The 16,316-nt window shown below is 37.5% G+C and carries 18 protein-coding genes; 12 read left to right on the top strand and 6 right to left on the bottom strand.

The window, feature by feature from the left end; genetic code table 11:
- Nucleotides 1-12: 12 nt before the first annotated feature.
- Entirely contained in the window at nucleotides 13-1,038 is a 1,026-nt protein-coding gene (locus tag QGN23_RS10500; protein WP_133439166.1) for a rod shape-determining protein, read from the bottom strand.
- 252 nt (nucleotides 1,039-1,290) lie between these two features.
- Here QGN23_RS10500 and hemA point away from each other — a divergent pair, with 252 nt between their 5' ends.
- The 4 genes from hemA to hemE are packed head-to-tail and all read left to right on the top strand — an operon-like array spanning nucleotide 1,291 to nucleotide 5,265.
- Nucleotides 1,291-2,565: a glutamyl-tRNA reductase gene (gene hemA, locus QGN23_RS10495; RefSeq protein ID WP_282904257.1), complete on the top strand. Its 1,275-nt coding sequence runs from the start codon at nucleotides 1,291-1,293 to the stop codon at nucleotides 2,563-2,565.
- Entirely contained in the window at nucleotides 2,552-3,466 is a 915-nt protein-coding gene (hemC, locus tag QGN23_RS10490; protein ID WP_282904256.1) for a hydroxymethylbilane synthase, read from the top strand. Before hemA ends, hemC begins: the two co-directional genes overlap by 14 nt.
- 48 nt (nucleotides 3,467-3,514) lie before the next feature.
- Nucleotides 3,515-4,204 (top strand): uroporphyrinogen-III synthase, encoded by a 690-nt coding sequence (locus QGN23_RS10485; protein ID WP_282904255.1) that lies wholly within the window; start codon nucleotides 3,515-3,517, stop codon nucleotides 4,202-4,204.
- Nucleotides 4,205-4,236: 32 nt separating this feature from the next.
- A complete protein-coding gene (gene hemE / locus QGN23_RS10480; RefSeq protein ID WP_282904254.1) occupies nucleotides 4,237-5,265 on the top strand; it encodes a uroporphyrinogen decarboxylase in 1,029 nt (342 codons plus the stop codon).
- Between the two features lie 70 nt (nucleotides 5,266-5,335).
- Here hemE and QGN23_RS10475 read toward each other — a convergent pair whose 3' ends face one another.
- The gene (locus tag QGN23_RS10475) at nucleotides 5,336-5,848 is read right to left on the bottom strand and encodes a GNAT family N-acetyltransferase (RefSeq protein ID WP_282904253.1); all 513 of its coding nucleotides are present in this window, start codon (nucleotides 5,846-5,848) and stop codon (nucleotides 5,336-5,338) included.
- Nucleotides 5,848-6,321, bottom strand: a complete 474-nt coding sequence (locus QGN23_RS10470; protein ID WP_282904252.1) for a YdeI/OmpD-associated family protein — start codon at nucleotides 6,319-6,321, stop codon at nucleotides 5,848-5,850. The genes QGN23_RS10475 and QGN23_RS10470 overlap by 1 nt, the downstream gene beginning before the upstream one ends.
- A 73-nt stretch (nucleotides 6,322-6,394) precedes the next feature.
- Between QGN23_RS10470 and QGN23_RS10465 the strand changes: the two genes are divergently transcribed.
- The 6 genes from QGN23_RS10465 (at nucleotide 6,395) to QGN23_RS10440 (ending at nucleotide 11,349) form a co-directional block, all read left to right on the top strand.
- Entirely contained in the window at nucleotides 6,395-6,826 is a 432-nt protein-coding gene (locus QGN23_RS10465; protein ID WP_282904251.1) for an META domain-containing protein, read from the top strand.
- Between the two features lie 98 nt (nucleotides 6,827-6,924).
- Nucleotides 6,925-8,145 (top strand): GTPase HflX, encoded by a 1,221-nt coding sequence (gene hflX / locus QGN23_RS10460; protein ID WP_282904250.1) that lies wholly within the window; start codon nucleotides 6,925-6,927, stop codon nucleotides 8,143-8,145.
- A gap of 19 nt (nucleotides 8,146-8,164) precedes the next feature.
- Entirely contained in the window at nucleotides 8,165-9,085 is a 921-nt protein-coding gene (locus tag QGN23_RS10455; protein ID WP_282904249.1) for a glutaminase, read from the top strand.
- Nucleotide 9,086: 1 nt separating this feature from the next.
- The gene (locus QGN23_RS10450; protein WP_282904248.1) at nucleotides 9,087-9,797 is read left to right on the top strand and encodes a DNA alkylation repair protein; all 711 of its coding nucleotides are present in this window, start codon (nucleotides 9,087-9,089) and stop codon (nucleotides 9,795-9,797) included.
- Entirely contained in the window at nucleotides 9,794-10,132 is a 339-nt protein-coding gene (locus QGN23_RS10445; RefSeq protein ID WP_317622302.1) for a DUF6122 family protein, read from the top strand. Before QGN23_RS10450 ends, QGN23_RS10445 begins: the two co-directional genes overlap by 4 nt.
- 140 nt (nucleotides 10,133-10,272) lie before the next feature.
- Nucleotides 10,273-11,349, top strand: a complete 1,077-nt coding sequence (locus QGN23_RS10440) for a calcium:proton antiporter (protein WP_282904247.1) — start codon at nucleotides 10,273-10,275, stop codon at nucleotides 11,347-11,349.
- A 2-nt stretch (nucleotides 11,350-11,351) separates the two neighbouring features.
- Here the strand turns inward: QGN23_RS10440 and QGN23_RS10435 are convergent, their stop codons facing one another.
- On the bottom strand, nucleotides 11,352-11,735 hold the full coding sequence (locus QGN23_RS10435; protein ID WP_282904246.1) for a group III truncated hemoglobin: 384 nt from the start codon (nucleotides 11,733-11,735) through the stop codon (nucleotides 11,352-11,354).
- Between the two features lie 212 nt (nucleotides 11,736-11,947).
- Between QGN23_RS10435 and QGN23_RS10430 the strand changes: the two genes are divergently transcribed.
- Nucleotides 11,948-12,916: an ion channel gene (locus tag QGN23_RS10430; RefSeq protein ID WP_282904245.1), complete on the top strand. Its 969-nt coding sequence runs from the start codon at nucleotides 11,948-11,950 to the stop codon at nucleotides 12,914-12,916.
- Between the two features lie 5 nt (nucleotides 12,917-12,921).
- Nucleotides 12,922-13,413, top strand: a complete 492-nt coding sequence (locus QGN23_RS10425; protein WP_282904244.1) for a YkgJ family cysteine cluster protein — start codon at nucleotides 12,922-12,924, stop codon at nucleotides 13,411-13,413.
- A 226-nt stretch (nucleotides 13,414-13,639) separates the two neighbouring features.
- Here QGN23_RS10425 and gdhA read toward each other — a convergent pair whose 3' ends face one another.
- Both gdhA and dprA read right to left on the bottom strand, forming a co-directional pair.
- Complete coding sequence (gdhA, locus tag QGN23_RS10420) at nucleotides 13,640-14,998, bottom strand: NADP-specific glutamate dehydrogenase (RefSeq protein ID WP_282904243.1); 1,359 nt, start codon at nucleotides 14,996-14,998, stop codon at nucleotides 13,640-13,642.
- A 186-nt stretch (nucleotides 14,999-15,184) separates the two neighbouring features.
- Nucleotides 15,185-16,294, bottom strand: coding sequence for a DNA-processing protein DprA (gene dprA / locus QGN23_RS10415; RefSeq protein WP_282904242.1), 1,110 nt, complete (start codon nucleotides 16,292-16,294; stop codon nucleotides 15,185-15,187).
- Between the last annotated feature and the right edge of the window lie 22 nt (nucleotides 16,295-16,316).

Below are 16,316 nucleotides of genomic sequence, written 5' to 3'. Positions count from 1 at the left end.
AAAAATGATTTATTACTTAATTAGGAAGTTGAATTTATCCATGTTTTTCAAGGCGATTCCTGTTCCGCGAACTACCGCTCTTAACGGATCTTCAGCAACAAAAACCGGCAGGCCAGTTTTCTTATGAAGTCTGTCTGCAAGGCCTCTTAACAAAGCACCACCTCCGGCAAGATAAATTCCGGTTTTGTAAATATCAGCTGCCAATTCCGGCGGAGTCAGTGAAAGAGTTTCCATTACGGCATCCTCAATTCTAACAATCGATTTATCCAGAGCACGTGCGATTTCTTTATAGTTCACCATAATTTCTTTTGGCTTACCGGTAATTAAATCACGGCCTTGAACCGGAATATCTTCAATATCAACATCAAGATCTTCGACGGCAGAACCCACTTCGATTTTTATTCTTTCAGCAGTTCTTTCACCGATATATAAATTGTGATGTGTTCTTAAATAATAGGCGATATCATTGGTAAATACATCTCCGGCAATTTTCACAGATTTATCACAAACGATTCCTCCAAGAGCAACTACCGCGATTTCTGTCGTACCACCACCTATGTCGATGATCATATTCCCTTCCGGTTTCTGCACATCGATTCCTACCCCGATTGCTGCAGCCATTGGTTCATAAATCAAACGGACTTCTTTCGCATTTACTTTCTGGGCAGAATCTCTTACGGCACGTTTTTCTACCTCGGTAATACCGGACGGAATACAGATAACGATCTTTAAAGTCGGCTGAAAAAGTTTTCCTTTGATCCCCGGAATTTGCTTGATGAATTCTTTGATCATGTGCTCAGAAGCATGAAAATCAGCGATTACGCCATCCTTCAAAGGCCTGATGGTTTTGATGTCTTCATGCGTTTTACCCTGCATGTGTTTTGCTTTCTCCCCAACTGCAATTGGTTTTCCTGTCGAACGCTCGATTGCAACAATCGATGGTTGATCTACCACAATTTTATTATTATGTATAATTAGTGTGTTCGCAGTTCCTAAATCAATCGCAATGTCTTGCGTGAACATATCAAATAACCCCATTTTTATGCTAAATTTTTAAAGTGTACAAAGATATAGATTTAGAACCGTTCTAAAAATTAGATCGCTCCTAATTTTGGTTAAAATTTTATTAAAATTTCCTTCTTTTATATAGATAACTTTTTAATTACCATAATATTTCATTTCCAAAAAAAATAATGACCTGCTGAACCGAGGTTATAGATTTTAGTGATAATCTTCATATTTGATATCCTTCACCAATTCAATTTAAAACCTTAAATTTGCGATTGCTCTATGACTAAGGATAATAACATTCACCAGACCGCTAATTTCGCCGTTCTCAGCGTCAGTTTTGAAAAAGCTGATGCAGAAATACGGGGCAAATTTGCTTTCTTTGATGAGCATGTAAAATATTTTGTCAACCAGATTCATGATTTGAATCTGGGAGATGCTTTTGTGGTTTCTACTTGCAACAGAACCGAAATTTACACGACCACTCAAAATTATCTTCTGATTGCAGAATTATACTGTAAAATCGTGGGCGTCAGCATCACCGATTTCATGAAATATGTGAATATTCTGAAACGGGAAGAAGCCCTTAATCATCTTTTTCGGGTAGCAGGAGGTTTAGAGAGCCAGATTATTGGTGATTTCGAAATCATTGGGCAAATCAAAAATGCCTACCACCGGTTTAAAAAAGAAAAGAAAAACTCCAATCCTTTTTTAGAAAGATCCATCAACTCTGCCATACAGATTTCCAAAAGAATTAAGAACGAAACAGGAATTTCTAATGGCGCTGCCTCCGTTTCCTATGCGGCTGTTCATTATATCCTGAAAAATCAAATGCAAATTTCCGAAAAGAATATTCTGCTTCTCGGGGTGGGAGAAATCGGGCAAAACACCGTGGAGAATCTGGTAAAACATGTTTATAAACCCAATGTGAAAATTGCAAACAGAACTGCAGAAAAAGCAGAAAAAATTGCCGAGAAATATAAAATCCCTCATATCGAATTCGACCAGTTACAGAACGAGTTGACCAAAACAGATATTTTGATTGTCGCCACGGGAGCACAGCATCCGATTATTAATAAATCGCATTTCCCCAATGGCAGAGAAACTTTGATTATCGACCTTTCAATTCCAAACAATGTGGAGAAAGATGTTACGGAGAACGAAAATGTAAGTTTAGTCGATATCGATCAGTTGTCCCTTCATATTAATGAAACCATGGTTCAGCGTCAAAAGGAAATTCCAAAAGCGGAAGAAATCATCAAAGAAATGTCTAAGGATTTTCTGGAGTGGGAAAAGAAAAGAAAACTGGCGCCCAACATCCATCATTTCAAAGCGATGTTGAAGAATATGGAGCGTAATGAAATGCATAAAATTCACAAAAAACATCAATATGTGGAGGTAGATGATATGCAGCTTTCAGAAAAAATGATTCAGAAAATCACCAACCGTTTCGCAAAATACATCATCGATAATCCCTGGAAAGCCGATGAAATAAGTAAATTAATGCACGAAATTTTAGTAGAACAACCAAATAAAGAGTTCAATGAGAAGCATTAAAATAGGTACAAGAAACTCACCGCTCGCATTGTGGCAAGCAAGAGAAGTTGCCAGAAATCTGCAAAATAACAATTGCAAAACCGATATCACCCCGATTGTTTCAACCGGAGATAAAAACCTTACCGAACCTCTTTATGCAATGGGGATTACCGGAGTTTTTACAAAAGATTTAGATATCGCGTTATTAAATAATGAAGTGGACATTGCCGTGCACTCCCTGAAAGATATTCCGACTCAGCTTCCTCATAATATAGAGATTGTCGCTGTATTGCAACGCGATTTTCCCCAAGACGTTTTGGTAAGAAAATCGACTTCTAAAAATAAAGAGCTGCATGAGTTGAAAATTGCCACCAGCAGTTTAAGACGCCGTGCATTCTGGGCAAAATATTTTCCGGAAACCGAGTTTTGCGATATCCGTGGAAATGTACAGACCCGTCTCCAGAAATTAGAAGATCAGGATTTCGATGCGACCCTGTTTTCATTAGCAGCAATTGAAAGAATGAATTTAGCGGTAGACTATGAGTTTCTTCCAATGATGATTTCTGCGCCGGCACAAGGCGTGGTTGCTGTCACCGCAAGAGCTGATGACCATGAAATAAAAGAATTATTCGAAAAAGTAAACCATAGGGAAACTCAGATTTGTATCGACATTGAAAGAAATTTCTTACAAACTCTGGAAGGAGGTTGTACCGCACCAATTGGCGCTTTTGCAGAAATCAATGACAAAGATGAAGTGAGATTTATTGGCAGACTATGTTCATTAGACGGTAAAAAATGCATGGAAATCGATGAAATTTTCACATGGAATGATCAGGAAAATTTTGGAGAAAAATTAGCTCATATCATTTTAAAAGACGGCGGGAGAGAATTGATGCAGGAGATTAAACTGCACCTTCAATAAAATCCGCAACAATATTATATAATAGGAATTATTGATAATTTATTTGTAATGAATATTCTGTTTACAAAAATGCTCGATGAAAAAGAAGTTTCCGATATCCTTGGAAGCCATTTTTCAAGTCATTTTTTAGAGGTAATTAAAATCAAACCTCTTCACCTTGCTCCATTCCCTCTCGGGAATAATTCGCTGATTTTCACGAGTGTAAATGGAGTAGAATCATTTTTTAAAAATGGTTTTAAACCTCATGAAAATTTCGCCGCAAAAAATTATAACAAGATTTACTGCGTCGGAAGGAAAACCAAAATGCACTTGCGGAAATATGGTTTCGGTGTATTTAAAACGAAAAAAAACGCAAAAGAACTTTCAGACTTTATTATTGAAAATTGCTCCAAAGAAAAATTCATTCATTTCTGCGGAAATTTAGCATTGGATATTCTTCAGGAAAAATTGCCGTTGCAAAATATTGGCTATAAAAAAGTAGTCGTGTACGAAACGGAATTGCTGTATCCAAAACACGAAGGAAGCTATGATGCTATTGCTTTTTTCTCACCAAGTGGCGTACGCAGTTTCATTAAAAACAACAGTTTAGACTTTCAGCAAATCTATGCAATTGGTGAAACCACTGCTGCAGAAGTTAAAAAATATACCACCCAAAAAATATTTATAGGGAAAGACAATGACCTAAGCGCTTTGCTTAAATTAATTAAAAAAGAAGGAGAAACAATAAACTCCTATTAAGAAACTTCGGTTTCTGATTTTATTTAAAGATTATGATTAAAAACGATTTGTATTTAAAGGCATTAAGAGGCGAAACCGTAGAGCGGCCGCCAGTTTGGATGATGAGACAGGCGGGAAGGTTCTTACCCGAGTTCCGTGCAATGCGTGATGAATATGATTTCTTCACCAGATGTCGCACGCCGGAATTGGCTTCAGAAATCACCATGATGCCAATCCGAAGATATCCTTTGGATGCTGCGATTTTATTCTCAGACATCTTAGTTGTTCCTCAGGCAATGGGAATGAATTTCGAGATGCGGGACGGAATTGGACCGTGGCTGGAAAAGCCGATCCGTACTTTAGAAGATGTGCAGAATGTTATTGTTCCTGATGTTGATGAAACTCTGGGATATGTTTTTGATGCAATCGAACTGACTTTGCATAAATTAGATAACGATATTCCTTTAATCGGTTTTGCCGGTTCACCATGGACGATTTTATGCTACTGTATCGAAGGAAAAGGTTCCAAAGCCTGGGATATTGCAAAGAGTTTCTGTTTCAGAAATCCTGAAGCCGCACATTTATTATTACAGAAAATTACAGATACTACGATAGCTTATTTGAAAAGAAAAGTGGAGAAAGGCGTTTCGGCTGTTCAGGTATTTGATTCCTGGGGCGGTGCGTTGTCGCCGGAAGATTATCAGATTTTCTCCTGGCCATATATCAACCAGATTGTAGAAGCGTTAAGTCCGTTAACTCACGTAGTTGTTTTTGGCAAAGGATGCTGGTTTGCTTTAGAAGAAATGACTTTATCTAAAGTTTCTGCGCTGGGCGTTGACTGGACGATTACTCCGGAACTGGCACGAACACTGACCAATCACACCATGACCTTGCAGGGGAATTTCGATCCTACAAGATTGCATTCGTCACCGGAAACCATCACCAAAATGGTCACCGAAATGATTAACCGTTTCGGAAAAGACCGCTATATCGCAAATCTCGGTCACGGAATTTTACCGAATATTCCTCTGGAAAATGCAGAAGCATTCATCAGAGCGGTAGTTGACTGGAAACCGAACTAAAACTTTAGTTTAAAAACATTTGCCACGAATGCACGAATTTTTTATTTGTGAATTCGTGGCTTTATTATTTTTAAATTTCGTAATAAAGCAATTCTTCGTCATCACCAGAAAGACGAACAGTCGATTGGTATTGAAGTCCCAATTTTTCAATAAGTTTTTGAGAGGCGATATTTTCTTTTGAAGTGATTGCAGAAATCTTTTTTAAACCAAATTCTGAAAAGGCAGTTTTGATTAAATGATTTGCAGCTTCAAAACCAAAACCTTTTCCCTCAAATTCTGGTAAGAATGAAAAACCGATATCGTGAACTTCTAAACCTTCTCTTTCAAAAATCCCGACGCTGCCAATCTTCTGACCTGTAGATTTCAAACTGATGAGATAATTCCCATAGCCTAATCTTTCGGCCTGAGGAAGAAATTTAGCGATGATATAATTTTCAGCATCTTTAACGGATTTAATATTCCGGTCTCCAATAAATTTTATAAAGTTCGGTGAGTTATACAGTTCGAAAATAAATTCGGAATCATCTGTTGACATTGGTTTTAGCAATAATCTTTCTGTTTCTGTCATTTCTATTTTTTTCATTAAATTCCTTTTTTTCCTGCCAGGATCATTTCGATCATTTTAATTTTTCTATTTTCACGGGTTTCCGGTTTTTTCGCTTCCACAATCCAGCGGATATATTCTTTGCGATGCGTATAACTCATGTCGTCAAACAATTCTTTCGCCTTTACATTTTCATTAAAAACAATTTGAACATCTTCGGGAATAATTACGATTCTCTCTTCTTTATCTTCCCAAAGTTTTACCGAAACTTCATCGCCGAAAGATTTCCCAAGCTGTTTTCGGACTTCCTGTGTTAAGCCCAAAATATGACGGTCGCTTTTCATTTTAACTAAACTTCCGCGGTATTCAACTTTCTCATCAAACAGCGCTTTTATTTTCACTAAACCTTTTTTGCCAAAGCACTTCTCAGTAGAGAAAGGAAATTCAACATAAGCCGCATTGATTTCTCCATTTTGTAAAACAGGACCTTTAAACGAAATAAAATCTGTCATTTTTAAATAAAATTAGATTCAAATTTATAAAAATTGATGGCACAGATATGGATTATGGAAAGAAAATTTTAAAATGAAAAAAACAGGATCAGCATTCATCGCTATTTTCGTCCTTTTATTCCTCGCAAATTGTACCGCTCAAACCAACATTTCCGAAAATATAAAAAAAGACTGGATGTTGGTCGAATTTCAGGACTTCAGCAAAGATTTTATGGCGAGCAGCAAAGCACATCTTAATTTAACTGATCAAAAAGAGCCGGCAAGATTCTCAGCAAATATGGGCTGCAACAATATGTTTGGTTCAGCAACTTTTAATGCAAACGGAACGGTGAAATTTTCAGAAATTGGGAGTACGATGATGTTTTGTGATAAAGCAATGGATCTGGAATCTGCTTTTGGAAGAGAACTTCCGACAATGACGAACTATAAAGTTGACGGGCATTACCTTACTTTAACCAATGCTGCGGGAAAGAAAATGAAATTTGTCGCTGCTGATTGGGATTAAGAATTATTAAATAGTATAAAAATCTCAGGCAATTTTATCTGATATTTTTAATGGTAAATTCAAAGTATTATCTTTGTACAAATGCCGAAAGGAAATTTATGTTAGAAAAAAAAGAACACTCATACGAAAAAGCCGTTTTAGTAGGCTTAGTTACCCAAAATCAAAGTGAAGAAAAGCTTGTCGAATATATGGATGAGCTCGAGTTTTTGGCGTTGACCGCCGGAGCGACCATTGACAAAAGATTCATTCAGAAATTGACGCAACAGGATCCTAAAACTTTTATTGGAAGCGGAAAAGCTCAAGAAATAAAGGATTATGTAAAATCAAACGGAATCGGAACCGTGATTTTTGATGACGAACTTTCACCTTCGCAACTGAAGAATCTTGGAAAAGAAATGGAGGATGTTAAGATTTTAGATAGAACGAATCTAATTCTCGATATTTTTGCTCAAAGAGCTCAAACTTCTTACGCAAGAACTCAAGTGGAACTCGCTCAGTATCAGTATTTACTCCCAAGATTGAGCAAAATGTGGTCTCACCTTGATAAGCAAAAAGGAGGAATCGGAATGCGTGGTCCTGGGGAAACAGAAATTGAAACCGACAGAAGGATTATTCGGGATAGAATAACATTATTAAAGGAGAAATTAAAAACCATTGATAAGCAAATGGCTACCCAAAGACAAAACCGTGGTAAAATGGTTCGTGTAGCGCTGGTTGGTTATACCAATGTCGGGAAATCTACGCTGATGAACGCGATTTCTAAATCGGATGTTTTCGCTGAAAATAAGCTGTTTGCAACTTTAGATACGACTGTACGAAAAGTGGTGATTGGGAACTTACCTTTTTTATTAACGGATACTGTTGGATTTATCAGAAAACTTCCGACCCAATTGGTAGAGAGTTTTAAATCAACTTTGGATGAAGTCCGTGAAGCAGATTTATTGATTCATGTGGTTGATATTTCCCACGAAAGTTTTGAAGATCATATCAATTCTGTGAACCAAACTTTAATGGAAATAAATGCGCATCAAAAACCGATGATCATGGTTTTCAATAAAATTGATGCTTTCGCTTACCAGAAAAAAGACGAAGACGATTTGACACCCGAAACCCGGAAAAACATTTCTCTTGATGAATGGATGAAAACCTGGATGTCGAAATCACAATATCCAACCGTATTTATTTCTGCGTTGAACAAAGAAAACTTCCCGGAAATGAAAAAGTTAATTTACGACGAGGTTCTGAAAATTCATACCGCGAGATTCCCTTACAATGATTTCCTGTTTGAATATCATGACGATGAGGAAGTGGAAATGTAAATAGTCATATTTTTATTGAATGAAATTAGATTATCAGAAAATTATTTCAAAAGTATATGCGGATATTATTGCCAAAGAAAATCTTGGTAAAGTCCCAGACTATATTTCTGAACTCGCATGCATCGATGAAAATAAATTTGGCGTCAACTTTACCGATTTAAAACACAACAGTTTTGGCTGTGGTGATTTTGACGAAAAATTTTCCATACAGAGTATTTCCAAAGTTTTTGCATTGTCTTTTGTTTATGAAAAACTGGAAGAAAAACTTTGGGAAAGAGTAGATGTAGAACCTTCAGGAAGTGCATTTAATTCTTTGATTCAGTTGGAAGCAGATAACGGAATCCCCCGAAATCCTTTTATCAATGCAGGCGCTTTGGTCATTTGCGATATATTACTGGAAATTTGCAACAATCCAAAAGAAGAATTACTTTCTTTTATTCGTGCTCTCACAGAAGATCAGGATATTTCCTTTAACGAAAAAGTGGCTTCGAGCGAGATGCAGAATAGTTTCAGAAATGCAGCGATGTGTAATTTCATGAAATCTTTTGGAAATATTAAAAATAAGCCGGATTCGGTTATAGAACTTTATTGCCATCTTTGTTCGATAGAAATGACTTGCAAACAACTGAGCAAAAGCTTTTTATATTTGGCAAATGAAGGTAAGAAACCTACCGGCGGAATGCGGATTTTATCTTCCAGCAAAGCCAAAAGAATTAATGCAATTTTGCTCACTTGCGGATTTTATGATGAATCGGGCGAGTTTTCTTTTCTCGTTGGATTGCCAGGAAAAAGTGGCGTTGGAGGAGGAATTATAGCAATTTATCCTCAGCATTATTGCGTCACCGTTTGGAGTCCGAAACTCAATGAAAAAGGGAATTCGTACCGCGGCATGAAATTCCTCGAAGAATTTACAACCCTAACCGGCGAAAGTATTTTTTAAAATGATTGAAGAAATAAAATCCGCTTTACAAGATCTTTCCATTCCAGAAAAGAAAGCGTTTTTACCCAGATTTTTCAAAGCCGGAAAAGGAGAATATGCCGAAGGAGACCAATTTATCGGCGTTACCGTTCCGGACCAGAGAAAGATTGCAAAAGAATATTGGAACAGAATTTCATTAAATGAATTAGGACAACTACTATCGTCAGAAATTCATGAACACCGCCTCTGTTCATTATTAATGCTGGTTTCTAAATTTGAAAAATCAAAAGACGCAAAAGAAAAAAAAGAAATCGTTGACTTTTATTTAAAGAATAAAAAATACATCAACAATTGGGATTTGGTCGATACTTCCTGTTATAAAATTTTAGGCCGCTATTGTTTTGAAAATAAAGAGGATTCAATTTTAATAAATTTATCAGAAGAAGATAATTTATGGAGCAAAAGAATCGCGGTAGTTTCAACGATGTTTCACGTGAAAAAAGATTCTTTTCAACTGCTTGAGAAGTTAGTTATCAGAAATTTAAACCATCATCACGACTTGATGCACAAGGCAAATGGCTGGCTTTTGAGGGAAATGGGCAACAGAAATGAACAGCAACTTTTGGATTTCCTCCAACTTCATTATCAAAAAATGCCACGAACAACGCTTCGGTATGCCATTGAAAAACTGGACGAAAATCTTCGTCAGGATTATTTAAAAGGCAGAATATGATGGAAAACATTTTTTACATCAGAGAAATCATCCATTATTCGATGCACTTTATTGTGCCGGTTTTTATTGCAAAAATATTCTTTAAAAATAATTGGAAACACGCTTATTTTCTGCTGCTCGCAACGATGATTGTCGATTTGGATCATGTCTTCGCCAATCCACTTTTCGATCCCAACAGAAACAGTATTGGTTATCATCCGCTGCATTCTTATTGGGCAATCGCTGTGTATTTTCTGGGAAGTTTATTTCTTAAAGGGAATTACAGAATCATCGCAATTGGTTTGCTTTTTCACATGTTCACCGATTTTCAGGATTATTGGCTGTGGAAAAATTGAGTTCGGTTAAGCTGAACTCCATTATTTATATCTCTACTAACGATATAGAATTTGAAAAATAAAAAAGGATAAGCATAAAATTTTTCCATTTTTTTTCTTTATTTTTAATTTAATTTTTCTATATTATCACAAATCGAAATATGAAACTAAAAAAGTTTATTCACTGGACGGTCCTTGTACCGCTTTTATCTGCTGCTTTCTATCTTTTGGGCTTCTTAAATAACACTCCTCTTACCAATATCATAGGGGCTTTGTTATTATTTTCAAGTGTAATGGCAGCGGTGCACCATGCCGAAGTTATAGCACATAAAGTAGGTGAACCCTACGGAACAGTCATTCTTGCAATCTGCATCACGATTTTAGAAGTAGGATTAATTATTTCCTTCATGCTTTCCGGTAGCGAAGGCGCACTCACTTACGCCAGAGATACCGTTTTTGCGGCGGTAATGATTATTCTCAATGGTATTCTCGGAATCTGTATTTGGGTGGGTAGCAGAAAGTATAAAGAACAGTTTTTTATCGCTAATTCGGCAACAACTTATTTAGTGAGTTTGGTGGCGATTTTGGTGCTCACGCTGATTTTGCCCAACTACACCTCTACGAAACACGGTCCTTTTTACAGTAATCCGCAGCTGGTTTTTGTTTCTCTCGCCTGTCTTACTATTTACGGAACTTTTTTAATGTTCCAAAACGTTCGGCACCGCAATTATTTCGTTACCGAAAAGGAAGACAAAACTCCTCACGAAGCAGATCCACCATCGGTTCGAAAAGCTTTAACTAGTCTTTTTTTATTGATTATCTGTCTGGCAGTCGTTATTTTTATGGCCAAAGGACTTTCGCCGGTAATCGAAGGATTTGTAGAAAGTATCGGCGCACCGCATGAGCTGGTGGGAGTAATTATTGCATTTGTCGTTTTGCTTCCCGAAGGTTTGGCCGCAATACGCGCCGCCCGGAACAATCAGATTCAGTCTTCCATTAATTTAAGTTTAGGCTCGGCTTTGGCCAGTGTCGGTTTAACCATTCCCACTGTATCGGTCGTGTGTATTATTTACGATATTCCCTTTGTTTTGGGGCTCGGCATGAAATCGATTATCCTCTTGGCGCTCTCCGTATTTATCGTAATGTTGTCGCTAAGTCGTGGGAAAACGAATCATTTGTACGGAACCGTACTTTTGGTCAATTTGGCGGCGTATATTTTTACGGTGATTGTACCTTAAAATTAACGGGTTTTTCGCGCAACTTCCATTTTGTGAGCCATGAGATTTGCTATGTTTTTTGCTTTGTAAACGGCCAATTCCGCCATTTCGCCGGAGAAATTTTCTTCGACCGTTGCAGTCCATAACATAATCCAATGCTCGAAATGAAATTTTTCCATGGGAACTTCAGCATTGATGGGAAAATGCACTGCCATGGGGTTTCCTTTGTAAGAAATCTGTCCAAATAAAAGCGTTTCCCAAAAAGAATACATTTTGGGCAAATGATGCGACCAGTCGACTTTTGCAACATCATTAAAGAAGAATCCAATCGTCTCATCACTTTGAACTTTATCATAGAAACGATTCACCAAATCCTCAATATCCTGCCTTGTTTCCAATTTTTTCATAGTCCAAAATTAGGCAAAATTTTCAGGTAAATCTTATGACTGTAATCACTGCGCTGGATTCGGGCGGACAATTCGTGCTATCCGCTCATACTCCTCAGTCGGCGTCTCCACTCCGTTCCGTCGCCTCCTTGTGGGGTAACCGCTTCTATCACGGCCGCAGATTTCGCATCAAAATCAACTTCAGTTTCCCGATTTTGGACTAATTTTGCAGTATGGCAACTCTAAAAAGCAAGTTTTCCCATTTACAATCCCGTGACGACACTGGCTTCAGTTCCAATGCCAGCGGTAGATTTGTGCATAAAAATGGAATGCCGAATGTTAGAAGAGCAGGTTTATCAAACCCATTACAGAAGTACAGTTGGTATCACACCATGCTGGATTTACCTTCCTGGAAGTTTATTCTCCTTCTGGTTTTAGGATACATTCTGGCCAATCTCTGTTTTGCTACAATTTATTACAGCATTGGCATCGAGCACCTTACCGGAATTGATAAAAGTACGCCACTCAGTAAATTTACCGATGTTTTCTTTTTCAGTGCCCAAACATTTACCACTGTAGGATACGGTCGGATTGCGCCGGTCGGATTTTTAGCAAGCATGGTTGCTACTTTTGAAGCTTTTTTAGGTTTACTGGCTTTTGCCATTGCCACAGGTTTATTCTATGGAAGATTTTCCCGGCCTCAGGCGTTTTTAAAATTCAGCAAAATTGCATTAATAGTTCCCTATGAGGGAAGCAGTGCTTTAATGTTCAGAATGGCGCCTTATAAAAATAATCTTTTAACAGAAGCTCAGGTCGTCCTCACCTGCGCCATAGATGATCCAGATGAACACGGAGAATTAAAAAGCAAGTTCTTTACTTTAAAGACCGTAATCAGTCAAATTAATACCCTTTCCCTAAACTGGACGGTTGTTCATAAGATCGATGAATATTCTCCCTTCTTTGAATTGACCAAAGAAAACTTTGAAACGATGGATGTTGAAGTATTTGTGCATCTTCGTGCATTTGATGAAGTATTTTGTAACACCGTAGTGCAGCGGACTTCTTATTCGTCTCACCACCAGGAAATTATCTTCGCTCAAAAATTCAACAAGATGTACGCGCCGTCCAGACGTCAAAAAACAACAGTCTTGAATCTGGATTTAATCGATTCTTACACTCCTTATTCTCCCTATTCCATTTAGTAATTATGAATTTAGATTTCTGTAAAACCCAGGCTCTTCAAAAACAGAAAGAACACAAAAAATTTCTGGATTGGATGAAGAAAAAGCCACCCAAAAATCTCGATTATACCGTACAGGAAACTCATGATGAGGTTTTCGAAAAAATAGATTGCCTGCAATGCGCCAACTGTTGTAAAACCACGGGCCCCCTTTTCACTCCGAAAGACATTGAAAGAATCGCCAAACATTTAAAAATGAAAACTGCGGATTTCGAAGATAAATTCCTTAGAACAGATGAAGATGACGATCAGGTTTTACAAAATCTTCCGTGTTGGTTTTTGAATGAAGATAATAAGTGTTCTATCTACGACGTTCGCCCAAAAGCCTGTCGGGAATTTCCCCACACCGACCGCAAAAAGATCTATCAGATTAATAATTTAACGATAAAGAATACCGTCGTTTGCCCCGCTGCTTTTGAATTTGTAGAGCGGTTACAAAAAAAATTAGAAAAGAAATAATCCTTATTAAATTCTCTTAAACTTTAATAAAGTACATTATTACTGCTTAGAAATCCAGGAAAGAAAGCTTAGAATAAAATTGTGGTGCAAATGTAAAAAGCACTTAATTAAAATAATAAAAAGCATTGAAAAATCAATGCTTTTTATCCTTTCACTTTACTTTTTTTCCCATTTCCCCGGGACAGGTTTTTAAGAAAAAAGCCGAAGTAAAACTCCGGCTTCTATTTTATACGACACCTTGCGCCAACATCGCCTCGGCAACTTTCACAAAGCCCGCTATGTTCGCACCTTTCACATAATTTACGTAACCATCTTCTTCGGTACCATAATCGCGACACGCTTTGTGGATTCCGATCATAATTTCCTTTAATCTTGCATCAACTTCTTCAGAAGACCAGTTCAACCGAATTGAATTCTGCGTCATTTCTAAGCCTGATGTGGCAACACCACCTGCATTAGACGCTTTTCCCGGTGAGAACAAAACTTTGTTATCCAGGAAATAGTTGATTGCATCTAAAGTAGAAGGCATGTTTGCTGCTTCGGTTACACAGATTACACCGTTGGCAACTAATGTTTGTGCATCTTCCAGGAATAATTCATTCTGCGTTGCAGCCGGAATTGCAACATCACATTTTACACTCCAGGGACGTTGTCCTGCATAGAATTTAGCACTTGGGAATTTCGTTACGTAATCTTCAGCTCTGTTGTTTCCAGAAGCACGAAGTTGTAATAAGTAATCTACTTTTTCTCCAGAGATCCCGTCTTCGTCATATATGTAACCATCAGGTCCGGAAATTGTTACTACTTTTCCGCCTAACTCATTTACTTTTTTCACCACTCCCCATGCAACATTTCCAAAACCGGAAACAGCGAAGGTTTTACCTTTAACTTCCTGTCCGATTGTTTTGAGCATTTGTTCGCAGAAGTAAACAACACCATATCCTGTCGCTTCAGGACGGATTAATGATCCGCCGTACGCCAGTCCTTTCCCGGTTAATACACCGGTAAACTCATTTCTGATTTTTTTGTACTGGCCAAATAAATAACCAATTTCTCTTGCTCCCACTCCGATATCTCCCGCGGGAACATCGGTTTCAGGACCAATATATTTACACATTTCGGTCATAAATGCCTGACAAAAACGCATCACTTCCATATTGGATTTTCCTTGCGGATCAAAATCCGAACCGCCTTTTCCTCCGCCCATTGGCAAGGTTGTCAGCGAGTTTTTAAAAGTTTGTTCAAAAGCGAGAAACTTAAGTACAGATAAATTCACCGTTGGATGAAAACGAATACCTCCTTTGTACGGACCGATTGCAGAGTTCATTTGAATTCTAAATCCCCGATTCACCTGAATTTCACCAGCATCATTAACCCAAGGAACGCGGAAGATAATGGTTCTTTCTGGCTCTGCCATTCTTTCCAGAAGTTTCATGCCATCATATTCTTTGTGCGTTGCAATGAAAGGAATCACTGTATTGGCAACTTCTTTTACGGCTTGTAAGAATTCTGGTTCGTTTGGATTTTTCGCTTCAATGTCTGCGATAAATTCCTGAATTTTTTGCTCTGTGTTATAATGTTCCATATGCTAGTGAGAATTATTACTAACAAATTTAATTTTTTTTTCAGAACATTCAATAAAAAATTTAAATATTAGGAAAATATCAATAATATTGCTGTTTATTTTTATTAAATTCATAAAAACATCATTAATAATGTTAAAAATTTAAGGTTAATTGTTTTTTAGTATTTTTTTAAAAATGTAAAAAAGCTAAAGCGCAAGATATTGTCTACCCGAAAGCGCTTTTATTAATCCCATAATTTCTAATTGCAATAAATCAGGCAAAATTTTATAGGTTGGTATTTCTAACCTTTGTGAGATTTCGTCTAAAGAAAACGGAGTTTTTTTATCTAATATGGCAAGGATGTTTTTCTGCTGTTCAGGCAGTACCATCTTTATTTCGGAACTGGGAAAAAGTTCGCCAGTTTTCCCGGTATCATTTTGAAAACCAAGCTGATCAACAAGTGAAGTAATCGTAGAAATCACCGCCGCTTTGTTTTGAAAAATAAGCTGATTGCAACCTTGGCTGTATTTCTCGTCGATTCTGCCGGGCAAAGCATACACTTCTCTATTGTAATTGTTGGCAAAAGTTGCGGTGCTGATCGAGCCGCCACCAAAAGCAGTTTCCACGACAATTGTAGCTGGCGTTAAGCCTGCGATGATTCGGTTTCGCTGTATGAAATTCTCCCGGTCCGGCTTTTGAGAAGAATTGAATTCGGTAAACAAAACGCCGTTTTCTTCGAGAATTTTTTGCGAAAGTTTTCGGTTTCTGGAAGGGTAAAGGGTATGAAAACCGTGCGCCAGAACGGCAACAGTCTGGATTTTGTTTTTTATGGAAATATCGTGAACCTCAGCATCGACTCCAAGGGCCAAACCACTGACGGTGGTGATGTTTTCATTTTTGACCGCATTCAAAAAATTTTCAATAAATTGTTTTCCGTAATCTGAAATATTCCTGGTACCTACTATGCTTACTGCTTTTTTTGAAGAGTCAAAATCTCCTTTTTGATAGAGAATAGCTGGCGCATCGTCACATTCGTTTAAAATTGTTGGTAAATCTCCGAGATGACGCAGGTTAATTTTAATATTGTTTTTGACGCAAAATTCAATTTCTTTCTCTGCAAATGTTAAGTGGTCGGGATTTCCGATTTCAACTGCAATTTTTCTTCCGATACCAAAAATAGTTTGTAAGCCTGATTTTGAAAGATCCCAAACCTCTTTCGCCGAACCAACCTCTGCCACTAATTTTCGGAAAATCACATCTCCGATTAAAGGGCAGTGCCGCAATGCGATAGCGTAAAGAGTTTCGTCGTGACGCATAATGAAGTTTTTCCAAAATTAT

Source organism: Chryseobacterium gotjawalense (genome assembly GCF_030012525.1).
GTDB classification, from domain to species: domain Bacteria; phylum Bacteroidota; class Bacteroidia; order Flavobacteriales; family Weeksellaceae; genus Kaistella; species Kaistella gotjawalense.
Note: the sequence above shows the minus strand (reverse complement) of the source record. Positions and strands in the feature narration are given on the sequence as shown.

What these genes read in the sequence shown, in the direction of transcription:
- hemC (WP_282904256.1), top strand. Translation starts at nt 2,552, where the DNA reads ATGAGAAGCATTAAAATAGGTACAAGAAACTCACCGCTCGCATTGTGG.
- QGN23_RS10500 (WP_133439166.1), bottom strand. Translation starts at nt 1,038, where the DNA reads ATGGGGTTATTTGATATGTTCACGCAAGACATTGCGATTGATTTAGGA.
- QGN23_RS10450 (WP_282904248.1), top strand. Translation starts at nt 9,087, where the DNA reads ATGATTGAAGAAATAAAATCCGCTTTACAAGATCTTTCCATTCCAGAA.
- QGN23_RS10455 (WP_282904249.1), top strand. Translation starts at nt 8,165, where the DNA reads ATGAAATTAGATTATCAGAAAATTATTTCAAAAGTATATGCGGATATT.
- gdhA (WP_282904243.1), bottom strand. Translation starts at nt 14,998, where the DNA reads ATGGAACATTATAACACAGAGCAAAAAATTCAGGAATTTATCGCAGAC.
- hflX (WP_282904250.1), top strand. Translation starts at nt 6,925, where the DNA reads ATGTTAGAAAAAAAAGAACACTCATACGAAAAAGCCGTTTTAGTAGGC.
- hemE (WP_282904254.1), top strand. Translation starts at nt 4,237, where the DNA reads ATGATTAAAAACGATTTGTATTTAAAGGCATTAAGAGGCGAAACCGTA.
- QGN23_RS10445 (WP_317622302.1), top strand. Translation starts at nt 9,794, where the DNA reads ATGATGGAAAACATTTTTTACATCAGAGAAATCATCCATTATTCGATG.
- QGN23_RS10470 (WP_282904252.1), bottom strand. Translation starts at nt 6,321, where the DNA reads ATGACAGATTTTATTTCGTTTAAAGGTCCTGTTTTACAAAATGGAGAA.
- QGN23_RS10475 (WP_282904253.1), bottom strand. Translation starts at nt 5,848, where the DNA reads ATGAAAAAAATAGAAATGACAGAAACAGAAAGATTATTGCTAAAACCA.
- QGN23_RS10440 (WP_282904247.1), top strand. Translation starts at nt 10,273, where the DNA reads ATGAAACTAAAAAAGTTTATTCACTGGACGGTCCTTGTACCGCTTTTA.
- QGN23_RS10425 (WP_282904244.1), top strand. Translation starts at nt 12,922, where the DNA reads ATGAATTTAGATTTCTGTAAAACCCAGGCTCTTCAAAAACAGAAAGAA.
- QGN23_RS10465 (WP_282904251.1), top strand. Translation starts at nt 6,395, where the DNA reads ATGAAAAAAACAGGATCAGCATTCATCGCTATTTTCGTCCTTTTATTC.
- QGN23_RS10435 (WP_282904246.1), bottom strand. Translation starts at nt 11,735, where the DNA reads ATGAAAAAATTGGAAACAAGGCAGGATATTGAGGATTTGGTGAATCGT.
- QGN23_RS10430 (WP_282904245.1), top strand. Translation starts at nt 11,948, where the DNA reads ATGGCAACTCTAAAAAGCAAGTTTTCCCATTTACAATCCCGTGACGAC.
- dprA (WP_282904242.1), bottom strand. Translation starts at nt 16,294, where the DNA reads ATGCGTCACGACGAAACTCTTTACGCTATCGCATTGCGGCACTGCCCT.
- QGN23_RS10485 (WP_282904255.1), top strand. Translation starts at nt 3,515, where the DNA reads ATGAATATTCTGTTTACAAAAATGCTCGATGAAAAAGAAGTTTCCGAT.
- hemA (WP_282904257.1), top strand. Translation starts at nt 1,291, where the DNA reads ATGACTAAGGATAATAACATTCACCAGACCGCTAATTTCGCCGTTCTC.